Origin of the sequence: Corynebacterium sp. LK31, assembly GCF_014335015.1 — a bacterium.
Classification (GTDB): Bacteria; Actinomycetota; Actinomycetes; order Mycobacteriales; family Mycobacteriaceae; genus Corynebacterium; species Corynebacterium jeikeium_D.
The window spans coordinates 228,407-241,825 of record NZ_PDGW01000024.1 but is presented as its reverse complement, the minus strand read 5'-3'; the positions used below and the strand labels follow the sequence as shown (position 1 = coordinate 241,825).

Below are 13,419 nucleotides of genomic sequence, written 5' to 3'. Positions count from 1 at the left end.
GTTTAGCGCTGGTAGTAGTTCGGCGCTTCGACAGTCATCTGGATATCGTGCGGGTGCGACTCGCGCAGGCCTGCAGCGGTGATCTGGACGAACTGTGCGTCGTGCAGCTGCTCGACGGTAGCGGAACCGGTGTAGCCCATAGCTGCACGCAGACCACCGACCAGCTGGTGAACGATGGAGTCGATACTGCCGCGGAACGGAACACGACCCTCAATGCCTTCCGGAACCAGCTTCTCTTCGCTCTTGACATCAGCCTGGAAGTAGCGGTCCTTGGAGTAGGAGCGCTTCTCACCGGTCAGGCCGCGGCCCTGCATGGCACCCAGCGAGCCCATGCCACGGTACATCTTGTACTGCTTGCCGTTGACGAAGGTGACCTCACCCGGAGCCTCAGCGGTACCGGCCAGCATCGAACCGAGCATGACGGAGGATGCCCCGGCTGCCAGAGCCTTGGCGATGTCGCCGGAGAACTGCATACCGCCATCGGCGATAATCGGAACGCCAGCCTTCTTAGCTGCGACAGAGGCTTCCATGATGGCGGTGATCTGCGGGGCGCCCACACCTGCGACAACGCGAGTGGTGCAAATCGAGCCTGGGCCGATACCGACTTTGATGGCATCTGCACCCGCGTCAATCATGGCCTGTGCAGCGCCACGGGTAGCCAGGTTGCCGCCGATAATCTGGATGTTCTCGCCGAATTCCTTCTTAACGCGGGAGACCATCTCAAGTACACCTGAGTTGTGGGCGTGAGCGGTATCAACAACGAGCACGTCTACGCCTGCGTCAGCCAATGCGTGCGCGCGCTTCCAGGAGTCCTCGCCGGTACCGATGCCAGCACCGACCAGCAGACGGCCGGAACCATCCTTGGAAGCATTCGGGTACTGATCCTTCTTGACGAAGTCCTTGACGGTAATCAGACCAGTCAGGCGGCCTTCGCCATCGACGATCGGCAGCTTCTCCACCTTGTGAGCGCGCAGCAGGTTCAGCGCCGCATCGCCAGACACACCCTGCTCAGCCACGACCAGCGGCATCGGGGTCATGATTTCGGAAACCTTGCGGTTCAGGTCTGCCTCAAAACGCATGTCGCGGTTGGTGCAGATACCGACCAGCTTGCCGTCCTTGTCGACGACCGGCAGGCCCGAGATGCGGTAACGAGCGCACTTGGCATCTACTTCGGCGATGGTGTCATCCGGGGAACAGGTCACCGGGTCGGACACCATGCCAGCCTCAGAGCGCTTCACAATCTCGACCTGCTGCGCCTGCTCCTCAATGGACAGGTTGCGGTGCAGGATACCCATACCGCCCTGGCGGGCCATAGCAACAGCCATGCGGGCCTCGGTGACGGTGTCCATAGCAGCGGACACAACCGGAATGTTCAGACGCAGCTCACGAGTGAGCTGCGTCGAAGTATCAACGCCGGAGGGGATAACGTCCGAAGCATCCGGCAGCAGCAGGACGTCATCGAATGTAAGGCCGACTAGTGGAATCTTGTTGGGATTGTCTCCGCCGAGGCTAATTCCCGTGGGGTTGGTCATGGACTCCTCCTGCTCCACCCTTGCCGACATCCGGCCAGGGGCGCTATCGCTTCGTGGTTGCCAAACGTTATATACAGGGTAGTCCTTCAGTGATGAAACGCGACAATTAGGCGGAGCGACAGGTGCCCGACAAGGGTTAGCCGAAAGCTAGCTGAGGGTTATTCCAAGGTGAACTAAACCCCAACTAAGTGCATCGCCAATCGACAGGATTGCCGTACAGAGCTGTTACGGTAGTGGTTGTGAACCACAACTTTTTCTCATCCATGCCGCGGGATCCGTTCGAAGGAGATCCCAATGACCCGGCAAGCTTTCTCGAGCCGGATGAGCCGTTTGCTCCACTGACAGACCAGGAACGTCGAGAGGTTCTTGAAGATCTGGCCGCAGTTCGCCTATTCCGCACCGCTTTGAGCCCAGAGGGATTACTGGGCGTCTGCATGTTGTGTGAGGACTGCGGTGACGAGCACTTTTATAACTGGGAGGTTTTGGAAAACCACTACCTGATGCTCCTGTCTGGACAGGCATCTCCGGTTCACGAGCCACAATTCGATCCAGACCCCTCCCGTTACGCCCCATGGGACTACTGCGCAGGCTTTGTCGACGGTCTGCGTTCTCGACGACCTGGCCGTTTCTAAAAATTTGGTAAGAGTTTGACGGAATTGTTTGCGTAGTATCCCGGCTGGCCTCCTTAGGTTTACCAACCGTTCATTGTTGGCCTCCACACTTGAGCTCACTGCTTCAAGAAAGCTCAATGAAGGAGACATCAATTCCGATGACGTACATCGACCACTTGCCCGGGCCCAATGCGGATTTGTGGGATTGGCAGCTGCACGGCTCTTGCCGCGGGCAGGACTCCGCGACCTTCTTCCACCCGGAAGGCGAGCGCGGACGCGCACGCAGCCTGCGTGAAGCCCGTGCGAAGGCTATCTGCCGTTCTTGCCCTGTTCTTATGCAGTGCCGTAGTCACGCACTCAAGGTTGGTGAGCCATACGGTGTCTGGGGCGGTCTCAGCGAATCTGAACGAAATGAAATCCTTCGAGCTAAGCCGGCCGCACGTGAACGCGAACTTGAACGCGTTCTAGTTACTGCCATGTAGTCCCTCTCCTCTCTCGGACTCCAGCCAGTTCACATAAAACCCAAAATGCTCCCCACCCTCAGATTGAAAGGTGGGGAGCATTTTACGTGCCAAAGGCCAGGGCACTAGCACACTTGCGATTAGTGAGCGTGATCGTGCTGTGGTTCTTCTTCCGGCTTATCCACAACGGAAGCCTCGGTGGTCAGCAGCATACGCGCCACGGAGGTTGCGTTGACGACTGCGGAGTGAGTGACCTTGACCGGGTCGATGACGCCGGACTCAATCAGGTTCTCGTAAGTGTCAGTAGCAGCGTTGTAGCCGTTGCCGTTCTCCAGCTCACCAATGTGGTAGACAACGACAGCACCGTCCTTACCAGCATTCTCAGCAATCCAGAAAGCCGGACGGGTCAGAGCCTTGGCAACTGCACGGACACCGACTGCCTCGTCGCCCTCGAACTCGTCAGCGAATGCCTCGAGTTCACGGGAGATCTGCACCAGTACGGAACCGCCACCGGCGATGACGCCTTCCTGAGCTGCCGCACGAGCAGCGTTAATGGCATCCTCGACACGCAGCTTGCGCTCGTTGACCTCGGTCTCGGTAGCAGCGCCGACCTTAATGACAGCCACACCGCCAGAGAGCTTCGCCAGACGCTCTTCCAGCTTCTCGCGATCCCAGTCAGAGTCAGTGCGCTCAATCTCGGCACGGATCTGGTTACGACGCTCTTCCACAGCCTCAGCGGTGCCAGCACCGTCAACTAGGACGGTCTCGTCCTTGGTAATGGTGATGCGGCGTGCGTTACCCAGCACCTCAAGTCCAACGTCCTTCAGCTGCATGCCAGTGTCAGCCGTAACGACGGTTGCACCGGTGACAACTGCCAGGTCATCCATGAACGCCTTACGACGGTCACCGAAGTACGGTGCCTTCACTGCGGCAACCTTCAAGGTCTTGCGCATAGCGTTGATGACCAGCGCGGACAGAGCCTCGCCCTCGATATCCTCAGCCATGATCAGAGTCGGCTTGCCGGACTCGGCAATCTTCTCCAGAATCGGCAGGAACTCTGGCAGGGAGGAAATCTTCTCGCGGACCAGCAGCACCTGTGCACCGTCGAGAATTGCCTGCTGAGCCTCAACGTCGGTAATGAAGTACGGCGAGAGGAAGCCCTTGTTGAAAGACACGCCCTCGGTCACGGACAGCTCGGTGGCAATCGACTGCGACTCCTCCACAGAGACGACGCCGTCCTTGCCAACCTTGTCCATGGCACCTGCAACCAGGTCACCAATTTCAGTGTCGCGCGAGGAAACGGTTGCCACCTGTGCGATGGCAGCAGAGCTGCTGACCGGGGTGGCGCGCTGCTTCAGCAGCTCAACCGCCTTGTCGGATGCAGCGTGAATACCGCGGTTCAGCGAAATCGGGTTTGCGCCGGCTGCAACGTTGCGCAGACCCTCGCGGACCAGCGCCTGTGCCAGCAGCGTTGCGGTAGTAGTACCGTCACCGGCAACGTCATTGGTCTTGACCGCAACGGACTTAACCAACTGCGCGCCGAGGTTCTCAAACGGATCCTCAACGTCGATGTCGCGGGCGATGGTCACACCATCATTGGTGACCAGCGGACCGCCGAAGGCCTTGTCCAGGACAACGTTGCGACCCTTCGGGCCAAGCGTGACCTTGACTGCGTCGGCAAGCGTGTCCACACCGCGCTTGAGGCCTTCGCGAGCCTCTTCGTTAAAAGCAATAAGCTTCGCCATGTGTGGGTACGTCCTCCCTTTAGTTCTCGATAACAGCCAGGATGTCACGCTGCGACAGCAGCAGGTACTCTTCGCCCTGGTACTTCAGCTCAGTGCCGCCGTACTTGGAGAAGATGACGATGTCACCCTCCTTGACGTCCATAGGAATGCGGTCATCGTCATCGGCCCAACGACCCGGACCAACTGCGATAACGGTAGCCTCCTGCGGCTTCTCCTTAGCGGAGTCCGGGATAACCAGGCCAGAAGCCGTGGTGGTCTCTGCTTCGTTGATCTGGACGAGGACGCGGTCCTCCAGCGGCTTGATGTTGACGTTCGCCACGATGAATTCCTCCATACATGCGGTGATGTGATGTTCTTGTGCCGGTTGGTCTGCCGTGCACAGCCGTCGTCGCGGGTGAACAACTGTGTGTCAAACAACCTTCGTTAGCACTCTACCCCTGCAAGTGCTAACACTCAACAATAGTGAGCGCTAATGCTAATTGGTCAGCTTGTCGGGGTTACACGCCATACGACCGAACGCAGTAACCGTCATTCCGTGTTCCTTGATGTACTCATCGCTAAAGCAGGGACCACCAGAACCGGTTGTGTAACGACTGTCTGGCTCCCTCCTTTGCCAGGCACCTTCGTCCCATTGGTAAACCGCAAGTCCACCACTGTTTGCGCGCCCACCCAGCGCCCACCATCCGTCACAGGCGACGATCGTAAAGTTTTCTTCCGTAGTCGGGAACGCCGACGCCTCGCAATCCCCACTAATCGGATAATCGGGCGTAGCCTTACTCGTAGTTTCCTTCTCCACTTTCTCCGGCGACTTCACCTTCACGGTCTCCGTCGCAGTCGCAGTAACAGTGAGCTTCGGCGCTACTTCATCCTTGGCACCTGCACCAAACCATTGCTCACCTCGACCACTCACAACTAGGTAAAGCACCGCCGCTACAGCGACAATCACCACAAGCAGCAACGCGATGACTGCCCATAACACGCCCCGAGCACGACCGCGCTGATGTTCAACTTGCGGTGCTTGCGTTGTTTGCGGTTCGCCCTGCGGTGCAAACAGCTCAGTCTGATTTTGCGAATTATCGGATGGCTGAAGTTCCCACTCGCTGTAGTCTTTACTCATTTTTGGGCAAGCGCTTTCCTGTAATTGTCCTGCGATCCATGGCAGAGAAACAAGTCAAAGTCAGTTAACGAAACTGAACATGGATCCGAGGGGCAATCACTGCTTATTGCATTACAGGATCTTCCACTGGCATCGATGGGTCGGTCGGGCAGGCGTAGCCAGAGGGCTTGACCCCCGCGGCAATGAGGTAGGCGGCAGCTGCGCCAATCATGACACCGTTGTCGGTGCACAACTTAATCGGTGGCACGTGCAGCGTAATTCCCGCCGAGGTAGCTCGCGCCGCTGCGAGTTCACGCAACCTCGAGTTCGCAGCCACACCACCACCGAGCAGCAGCGTAGTGGCCCCCACATCCTGAGCTGCGCGAACGGCCTTCTTGGTCAATACATCGCAGACCGCCTCCTGGAAGGAAGCACAGACGTCCTCTACGGAGTATTCACGACCTTCCTTCTCCGCCGCCTCGACATAGCGGGCCACGGCGGTTTTCAAGCCGGAGAAGGAGAAGTCATGGCGCGCATCCTGCTGGCGCATCATGGCGCGAGGAAACGCGATGGCCTTGCGGTTACCCTGCTTAGCCAACTTATCGATAATCGGGCCGCCCGGGTAACCCAATCCGAGCAACCTCGAAACCTTGTCGTATGCCTCTCCGGCCGCGTCGTCAAGCGTCGATCCGAGCTCCCCCATCGGACGACCAACCCCCTGTACGCGCAGCAGCTGCGTGTGCCCGCCGGAAACTAGCAGCGCCACTGCGTTGGATAGATCTGCGCCATCGAGAGCTCCGACAGCAACGTGGCCACCAAGGTGATTAATGCCGTAGAAAGGCACACCCCAGGCGGCGGCATAAGCCTTCGCGCCTGCCGAACCGACCAGCAGCGCACCGGCGAGACCGGGCCCCACGGTAGCGGCGACGGCATCTGGGATAAAAGTATCGATACCGAGCTTGGCAGCTGCTTGCGCGCGCGCCTCGGAGACTACTGGCTGCAAGGCTTCCAAATGAGCGCGGGAAGCAATCTCCGGGACCACACCACCGAAGCGGGCGTGCTGCTCCATGGAGGATGCGACGACGTCGGCAAGCACTTCCACCTCGGGAATGGCGGGGGTGCTGGTGTCGGTGTCGTCGTAGCGCACACGCATCACTGCAGCGCCAGTCTCATCGCAGGAACTCTCGATTGCCAGCAGGGTCAACTCGGTCATAGCAGTCATGGTACTAGCGCACCACCGGGTCGCTTACCAGCGACCGAGTTTAAATTTCGAGGCGACCGAGGTTCCGCACAGCGGCACGCCAGAGAGCGTATTCCTCTGGGTAGTCATCGCGGTAGTGGCGCACGGCGCGCATACCGTGCTTAATACGCTCGATTTCCTCGTCGCCGATATCCTTGCCCTCGGCGTCGACAAATACGACCGTTCCGCAAATTGCGGTGGTGGGGTCGGTAAAGAAAGCCGAGTTGCCCGTAGCAGCCTCATTGCGGCCGAGGGACGCGACCGGATTCGGTTCAGCGCCCTCAGCCTTGGCCGTCGGGTTGTAGAGAGCGGCGTAATCGGCGCCGTCTTCCTGAAACGCCACCGAAACACGGTCGGAGGAAACTCCGCCGAGGAATGTAGCAGCGGCCTCCAACTCAAATTCGACGATGCGATGCGTCAGGTCAGGGTTCACCAGAAAACCTTTAATCATGGAAACAGAGGTACCGCACCGCACCCGCTCCCGCATCTCGAGAGCGCTACCCCCACTATGGCCGCGGGATGTTGCGGAGGTTCGACCGTGCCATGTTGATCATCTGACCAACGCCGCCGCCGAAGACGGTGCGAGTAGCGGCCTTGGAGAATCCCATCAGCATGTCCCAGGTGATGTTTGCCGGGATGGACAGGGCATTCGGGTCGGTGATCATATCCACCAGCACCGGACCGTCGTATGCCAGCGCCTCTTGAATCAGGCGAGGCGCATCGGCCGGATCTTCAATTCGGATGGCCTTGATACCCAACGACTCTGCGACTCCGGCGTAGTCCACTGCGTCGTGGTCGGTCTCGTGCTCCGGCAGCCCCTGAACCAGCATTTCCAGCTTGACCATGCCGAGCGAGGAGTTGTTGAACACAAACATCTTGATGGGCAGCTGCTCCTGCTTCACGGTGATGAGCTCACCGAGCAGCATTGACAGGCCACCGTCACCGTTGAAGGTAATGACCTGACGGTCCCGGTCAGCAGCCTGCACACCAATGGCCTGCGAAAGTGCATTGGCCATAGTGCCGTGACGGAAAGAACCAATCTGCTCTCGCTTGCCATTCGGCGTGACGTAGCGTGCAGCCCAGACATTGCCCATGCCGGTATCCACGGTGAAGACGGCATCGTCATCGGCGTACTTATCAATCAGGTCGGCCACATACTCCGGGTGAATCGGTCGCATGTTCTCAACGTCGTGGGTGTATGCCTCGATGACGTGGCTGAGCAGGCGCTCGTGGTTCCGCAGCTGCTTGTCCAGGAAGGAACGGTCAGTCTTTTCATCCAGGTGCGGCAGGATGGTTTCAATCGTGGCAGCCACATCGCCGACGACTGGGTACTTCACCGTGGTACGACGACCGATGGCACGACCATCGATATCGACCTGGGCGACGTTCTTGGTCGGCAGGAAGTCGTTGTACGGGAAGTCAGTACCGAGCAGAATCAACAGATCAGCATCGTTGGAGGCATCGTGGCAGGCGCCGTAGCCCAGCAGGCCGGACATGCCGACGTCATAGGGGTTGTCGTACTGGATGTACATCTTGCCACCCAGCGCATGTCCCACCGGCGACTTAATCTTCTCCGCAAGCTTGAGCACCTGTTCGCGGGCGTCCTTCACACCTGCGCCACAGAAAAGCGTGACGGTTTTAGCCTCGTTGATTGCGTCGGCAAGCGCGGCGGCCTGGCCGGCGTCAGGGAATACGACTGGGCGACCGCTGCTGATAGTGGAGGTGACGAACTCATCATTTTCCACTTCATGCGTTGTAATGTCGCCCGGCAGAACCAGCACGGAAACACCGTGGCCAGTCATGGTCGACTGGATAGCGTGATGCAAAACGACGCCACCCTGCTCAGCGGAGTTGACCATCTCGCAGTAACCGGAGCACTCGTTGAAGATGAACTCCGGATGGGTCTCCTGGAAGAAGTTCGAGCCAATCTGGCGGGAAGGAATGTGCGATGCCAGCGCCAGCACCTTTGCGCCGTTGCGGTGGGAGTCATACAGGCCCTGAATGAGGTGGGTATTACCCGGGCCACAGGAGGCCGCACACACTGCTAATTCGCCGGTGACCAGGGACTCCGCGCCGGCGGCGAAGGCGGCAGCCTCTTCGTTGCGAACGTGCACCCACTCAATGGAGGACTCGCGCACAGCGTCGACAATGGGGTTCAAACTATCTCCAACGAGTCCGAAGATTCGCTTGACACCCTGCTTCTCTAGGGTTTCTACGAGCTGTTTTGCAAAGGTTTTAGCCATGTGCCCGGTCTAACGCAGATTAGTCAATACGTCAACATCTAGCTGGCCAACTCAGGCCGACACATCGTGTACGCATCCGCCCCAGAGCCCGGATAATAGTTCTTTCGCAGCCCCATATTTTCGAAGCCATAGCGCCGATACATGGCGATTGCGGGTTCGTTATCTGTGCGAACTTCCAAAAACACCGGGCCCGAATCCTCCGCCACAGCTGCCATCAGCGCGTCCATCAGCTGCGCCCCAAAGCCCCGGCGCTGCCACTTCTTCCCCACCCCGATGGTGTGAATCTCGTACTCGGCGGCACCCGCAGGCCCCAGCTTGGTAATCCCCGCATAGCCGCACAGTTCTTCGTCCTCGTCTACATCTGCAATCAGCCCGACGTAGAAATTGTTCGGCGCGGCCAGCTCGGCCATAAAGGCCGATTCCGACCAGGGATCGTCGCCGGCAAATAGCTCCGCCTCAATCGCCGCACACGCCTTGGCCGCAGGAGGCCCGAGACGCACTAGCTTGACGACGCTCATCTCATAGCCTTCGGGACAACGGCATCCGGACGGCGCAAGTACAGCGGCACCAGTGGGCCCGGCGCGGAGTCAAAGTCGACCGCTTCAACCATGGCTGTCGGAGTGGGAAAGACTTGTTCGGCAGCAACCTCAAGCCCGGTAATTTGCTCGATGTGGCTGAGGCTGCCGCGGGCCTGGCTCGGCGCGAAGTCGGCGGCTTCTGCTGCAAGTTCTTCCTTGAGCAGCTCCATGACGTCGGCTGGCTTGGCCACTCCCGGGCCGAAAACTCGCTGGCCATCGCGGTAGGCGGCGAAGTACACCTCGCGGCGGCGGGCATCGGTGACGACCAGTTCATCGCCAACGCCACCCGCGAGCGCATCCAGGCTGCAGATGCCGTAGCAGGGAATTCCCAGAGCGTCGGCGAAGGAGGCTGCGGTGGCCATACCAACGCGCAAGCCCGTAAACGGCCCCGGCCCACAGCCGACAACCACGGCATCTAGCTCGGTTGCCGCCACCCCACTGTCAGTGAGGCACTGCTGAATCAGCGGCACCAGCACCTCGTTGTGCGCACGGGCATCCAGGTGCAGCTTTTCGGCCACGGTTTCACCATCGCGGACAATTCCCGCGGTGACCTGTGGAGTCGATGTGTCAACGGCCAAAATGTTCATACTCAGTAACCTACTTGAACCGACTTGGAGCTACTTGCTCCACTTCCAGGTGACGACGCGGGCATCGTCGTCACGCGAACGATCGATACTCACCTGTAGATAGCGCTCGGAGAGCACCTCGGCGAGCCCCATTCCCCACTCGGCGACCACGACGCTGTCCTCAAGGTCGGTGTCCAAATCGAGCGAGTCCAGCGCATCGAAGGCCTCGCCATCGGAGCCGGGTCCCTCTTCGCCGAAGAGTCGATAGGCGTCGACGTGGATGAGGGTGACACCGTCGGTTGCAAGCGGACGGTGCTCGCGGGCGATTGTGAACGTCGGCGACGTCACGCGGCCGCGCACATTCATGCCGCGGGCGATGCCCTGCGTGAGGGTCGTTTTGCCCGCGCCGAGTGGGCCATCGAGAATCACCAGATCCCCAGCTGCCAACTCCCGGCCAATCTCCTCGCCGAGGTCACGCATGTCCTCAGCGGTTGACGCGAGCCGGCTGCGCACCCACTTTCGCTCGCTACGCCCCTTCGGCGCGGTGAGGATTTCATAGTTAATGGTGCCGGATGCCTCCGCGAGGTCATCGAGACCGGGCTCCCCCAGTGTGGGATCACCGACGATAACCGCAGTGTCGCCGGCCTCGACATCGGTGTCGGGTCCCAGGTCGACGACGAATTGATCCATACACACGCGCCCTACCTGCGGATAGCGTGTGCCATTGATGCTGACCTCGAAATGCCCGGAGGCCGAGCGCATCATGCCGTCGGCATAGCCACAGGGCACGATGCCGACGGTGGTATCGCGGTCAGCTGTCCACGTCTGCCCGTAGGACACCGACTGCCCCTCCGGTAGCTTTTTGACCAATATGACCGACGCTTCCCACCGCATCGCCGGACGCAATCCATGGGTGGCACCCACAATTGGCTCCCCACCATAAATCGCCAGACCCGGGCGCACCATGTCGAAGGCCAGGTCCGGACGCGACAACGATGCCGGCGAATTCGCCGCATGGTTGATCAGCTCGTCCAGCCCCGCCTCACGCAGTGCCGCAATCGCAGCACGGAAATTCTGCGCCTGCTTATCGACGCTCTCGTTGCCCGGCTCATCCGCGCACGCAAAGTGCGTGAAAGCACCGGTGATATTCAGAGCACCGGTCTTGTGCAGCTCAACCAGCTGAGCGACCGCATGCTCAAAGTCCCCATTGGCCATAGAGAATCCCGAGCGGCCCAAACCCGTATCGACCATCACCGTCACACGTGGTGTCACCGACAGCGCCCGCCCGGCATTGGCCACGGCCAGCGCATGAGCCATCGACGGCAGACCGAGGTCAATATCTGCAGCCACAGCGCGCTGCACCAACGAGGTGGCTGCTGCGTCCCAGATCCAGGCGAGGATGGGGATGGTGTGGCCGTCGTCAAGCGTGGCGCGGAGTTCCTCGCGGAGGGAGAGCGCCTCGTCGATTGTTGCGACACCGAGTTGTGTTGCCCCGCCGGCCAGCGCGGCCTGCGCGGTCTGCAGCGCACCCTGCGAGTAGCCGTCCGCCTTGACGACGGCCATGAATTCCGACACCCCTGCGATGGCCTTGACGGTCTTCACATTGTGGGTGATTGCGTCTAGATTAACGGTATGGGTCAGGATGGCTGGTGCCGAGGAAGTCATAGCCGTATTTTGCCACTGCTGCCTTCGTTGGTGAACCATGCGGTGGCATCTCGGATGGATTCGGCGATGTCCTGGGCGCTGCAGGGTGCTGGTCCGAACTCTGTCTGCGCGGCCAAAAATGCGGCGCGCGCATGAATAATTGCTGGTACATAGAGGGCTTCGCCACGCGCTACCCAGGCGCCGAGGAGCCCGGACAGTACATCGCCAGAGCCCGGCGTGGCTGCCCAGGAGCTACCCGCGTCAACCACGACTGTGCGCTGCGTTGCCGGATTGGCAATCACGGTACGGCGCCCCTTGAGCAACACTTCGCAGGAGAACTGCTCGGCAAGTTCACGGGCGTCTGCGATGGGGTTAGTGACCTCGTGCCCGGTCAGGCGCTCGAATTCACCGGCGTGCGGCGTGAGAACAGTGCGCAGGTTGCGCTCCTGGCCGCGCTCACGAACGAGCTGTCGGATGTCCTCATGCTTCGACAGCAGTGTCAGTGCGTCAGCGTCGATGACCACTGGTTTGTCAGTGGCCAGAATGTCTCGCAGTTCCTCGGCGGCTTTCTCATCAGTGCCCCGACCGGGACCGACGACCCAGGCATCGACGCGTACCTCTTTGCGATCCACCGAGTCCTGCTGCGTAATGACCGTCGGCAAGGCTGCGGTGATGCGGTTGCGTGCGGCCGCGTCGCCGACATAGATGACCGCAGGACTGGTCGCATGCACGGCAGCGGTGGCGCACAGCTGACCTGCACCGGGATACGCCTCGCTACCGGCGGCGATTCCTGTAACTCCAGTGGAGTACTTGTGGTCTGCAGCACCGGGTTCGAGCGGGGTCATCGCGCCAAGTGGTGCCGGAAAGCTCCCGCCTAGGGCTTCGTAGAACTCCACGGTCGGAGTCTGGTGGTGGACGGCATTGTAGGTACCGTTTTCATAGAGCGTCTGCCCCAGTCCTGGAAGTTCGAGGGAGAAGGAGTCGAGGGAAATTTCATGTAATTCGACGGTGCCACAGGATTCGGACAGCGAGTGCGCGTAGCGCAGACCGCCGAAAGTCACCGTTGTCGTGGCCTCCACGTGGGATGGCAAGTACGGGTTCTGTCCCTCCTCCAAATCAGGGTCTGGATTGATAGTCTGGGCAGGCGGGTCAAAAGTACGCCCAGTATCGGCTTCTACGCCGCTCGGCACATCAACCGCGAGAATGGGAACTTTGCCCAACCGCGCTTCGCGCACCAACCACGCGGCCTCTTCACGCAGCGCGCCGTGACCTCCGAGCCCCACGATGCCGTCGATGATTAGTGCGTAGTCTTCACTAATCGACCACAGAATCTTCGATAAATCCGTCTCCCGGTCACACCCCAACGGCAGCACCCGCCCACCTGCGAGTTCAAAAGCTTTCAGCGCCCGTTCATGCGGCTTCGAGCCCAGCAAAACCGCATCCACGCCATGCCCATCCGAGGACAAGTTTCGGCCAGCATAGAGTGCATCGCCACCATTGCCTCCCGATCCAACCAACAGCAGCACGCGACCGCGACCAGGCTCCGGAGATGCCCCTGAGAGCATCCGCTCCGCCACCTCCGACACAGCGGCGGCTGCGTGGCGCATGAGTTCGTCGTCACGCGTTTGTGCGTCCAGATAGGGCTGTTCCGCGACGCGAATTTCGGCAGCTGTGTAGCAGTACGTCATAAACCCAGCCTACGA

The 13,419-nt window shown here is 60.1% G+C and carries 13 protein-coding genes; 2 read left to right on the top strand and 11 right to left on the bottom strand.

Annotation, left to right across the window (positions count from 1 at the left end; translation table 11 throughout):
* Window positions 1–2 precede the first annotated feature (2 nt).
* Window positions 3–1,532, bottom strand: coding sequence for an IMP dehydrogenase (gene guaB, locus CRD18_RS09735; protein WP_016422119.1), 1,530 nt, complete (start codon window positions 1,530–1,532; stop codon window positions 3–5).
* Window positions 1,533–1,795: 263 nt separating this feature from the next.
* On the opposite strand from guaB, the gene CRD18_RS09730 reads away from it, so the two are divergent.
* Both CRD18_RS09730 and CRD18_RS09725 read left to right on the top strand, forming a co-directional pair.
* Complete coding sequence (locus CRD18_RS09730) at window positions 1,796–2,164, top strand: DUF5319 domain-containing protein (RefSeq protein ID WP_038629374.1); 369 nt, start codon at window positions 1,796–1,798, stop codon at window positions 2,162–2,164.
* A 137-nt stretch (window positions 2,165–2,301) separates the two neighbouring features.
* The gene (locus CRD18_RS09725) at window positions 2,302–2,625 is read left to right on the top strand and encodes a WhiB family transcriptional regulator (protein WP_016422117.1); all 324 of its coding nucleotides are present in this window, start codon (window positions 2,302–2,304) and stop codon (window positions 2,623–2,625) included.
* Between the two features lie 119 nt (window positions 2,626–2,744).
* On the opposite strand, the gene groL is transcribed toward CRD18_RS09725, so the two are convergent.
* The 10 genes from groL to CRD18_RS09675 all read right to left on the bottom strand — a co-directional run bounded on the left by groL (window position 2,745) and on the right by CRD18_RS09675 (window position 13,404).
* Window positions 2,745–4,349, bottom strand: a complete 1,605-nt coding sequence (gene groL, locus CRD18_RS09720) for a chaperonin GroEL (RefSeq protein WP_048731527.1) — start codon at window positions 4,347–4,349, stop codon at window positions 2,745–2,747.
* A 19-nt stretch (window positions 4,350–4,368) separates the two neighbouring features.
* Complete coding sequence (gene groES, locus CRD18_RS09715; protein ID WP_005510054.1) at window positions 4,369–4,668, bottom strand: co-chaperone GroES; 300 nt, start codon at window positions 4,666–4,668, stop codon at window positions 4,369–4,371.
* A gap of 156 nt (window positions 4,669–4,824) precedes the next feature.
* On the bottom strand, window positions 4,825–5,466 hold the full coding sequence (locus CRD18_RS09710) for a hypothetical protein (protein ID WP_070827274.1): 642 nt from the start codon (window positions 5,464–5,466) through the stop codon (window positions 4,825–4,827).
* Between the two features lie 103 nt (window positions 5,467–5,569).
* On the bottom strand, window positions 5,570–6,649 hold the full coding sequence (gene tsaD / locus CRD18_RS09705; protein WP_070595976.1) for a tRNA (adenosine(37)-N6)-threonylcarbamoyltransferase complex transferase subunit TsaD: 1,080 nt from the start codon (window positions 6,647–6,649) through the stop codon (window positions 5,570–5,572).
* Window positions 6,650–6,707: 58 nt separating this feature from the next.
* The gene (locus tag CRD18_RS09700; protein WP_042388422.1) at window positions 6,708–7,136 is read right to left on the bottom strand and encodes a hypothetical protein; all 429 of its coding nucleotides are present in this window, start codon (window positions 7,134–7,136) and stop codon (window positions 6,708–6,710) included.
* A gap of 55 nt (window positions 7,137–7,191) precedes the next feature.
* Window positions 7,192–8,928: a pyruvate dehydrogenase gene (locus tag CRD18_RS09695; RefSeq protein ID WP_016422112.1), complete on the bottom strand. Its 1,737-nt coding sequence runs from the start codon at window positions 8,926–8,928 to the stop codon at window positions 7,192–7,194.
* Window positions 8,929–8,966: 38 nt separating this feature from the next.
* Complete coding sequence (rimI, locus tag CRD18_RS09690) at window positions 8,967–9,446, bottom strand: ribosomal protein S18-alanine N-acetyltransferase (protein ID WP_187406693.1); 480 nt, start codon at window positions 9,444–9,446, stop codon at window positions 8,967–8,969.
* Window positions 9,443–10,093, bottom strand: coding sequence for a tRNA (adenosine(37)-N6)-threonylcarbamoyltransferase complex dimerization subunit type 1 TsaB (gene tsaB / locus CRD18_RS09685; protein ID WP_016422110.1), 651 nt, complete (start codon window positions 10,091–10,093; stop codon window positions 9,443–9,445). The genes rimI and tsaB overlap by 4 nt, the downstream gene beginning before the upstream one ends.
* Before the next feature lie 30 nt (window positions 10,094–10,123).
* Window positions 10,124–11,737 (bottom strand): alanine racemase, encoded by a 1,614-nt coding sequence (alr, locus tag CRD18_RS09680; protein ID WP_147765921.1) that lies wholly within the window; start codon window positions 11,735–11,737, stop codon window positions 10,124–10,126.
* On the bottom strand, window positions 11,734–13,404 hold the full coding sequence (locus CRD18_RS09675; RefSeq protein WP_187406692.1) for an NAD(P)H-hydrate dehydratase: 1,671 nt from the start codon (window positions 13,402–13,404) through the stop codon (window positions 11,734–11,736). Before CRD18_RS09675 ends, alr begins: the two co-directional genes overlap by 4 nt.
* Window positions 13,405–13,419 lie beyond the last annotated feature (15 nt).

Excerpts from the sequence above, each read along its gene's own strand:
- guaB (WP_016422119.1), bottom strand. The coding sequence starts at position 1,532 with ATGACCAACCCCACGGGAATTAGCCTCGGCGGAGACAATCCCAACAAG.
- CRD18_RS09730 (WP_038629374.1), top strand. The coding sequence starts at position 1,796 with ATGCCGCGGGATCCGTTCGAAGGAGATCCCAATGACCCGGCAAGCTTT.
- CRD18_RS09725 (WP_016422117.1), top strand. The coding sequence starts at position 2,302 with ATGACGTACATCGACCACTTGCCCGGGCCCAATGCGGATTTGTGGGAT.
- groL (WP_048731527.1), bottom strand. The coding sequence starts at position 4,349 with ATGGCGAAGCTTATTGCTTTTAACGAAGAGGCTCGCGAAGGCCTCAAG.
- CRD18_RS09710 (WP_070827274.1), bottom strand. The coding sequence starts at position 5,466 with ATGAGTAAAGACTACAGCGAGTGGGAACTTCAGCCATCCGATAATTCG.
- CRD18_RS09700 (WP_042388422.1), bottom strand. The coding sequence starts at position 7,136 with ATGATTAAAGGTTTTCTGGTGAACCCTGACCTGACGCATCGCATCGTC.
- CRD18_RS09695 (WP_016422112.1), bottom strand. The coding sequence starts at position 8,928 with ATGGCTAAAACCTTTGCAAAACAGCTCGTAGAAACCCTAGAGAAGCAG.
- rimI (WP_187406693.1), bottom strand. The coding sequence starts at position 9,446 with ATGAGCGTCGTCAAGCTAGTGCGTCTCGGGCCTCCTGCGGCCAAGGCG.
- tsaB (WP_016422110.1), bottom strand. The coding sequence starts at position 10,093 with ATGAACATTTTGGCCGTTGACACATCGACTCCACAGGTCACCGCGGGA.
- alr (WP_147765921.1), bottom strand. The coding sequence starts at position 11,737 with ATGACTTCCTCGGCACCAGCCATCCTGACCCATACCGTTAATCTAGAC.
- CRD18_RS09675 (WP_187406692.1), bottom strand. The coding sequence starts at position 13,404 with ATGACGTACTGCTACACAGCTGCCGAAATTCGCGTCGCGGAACAGCCC.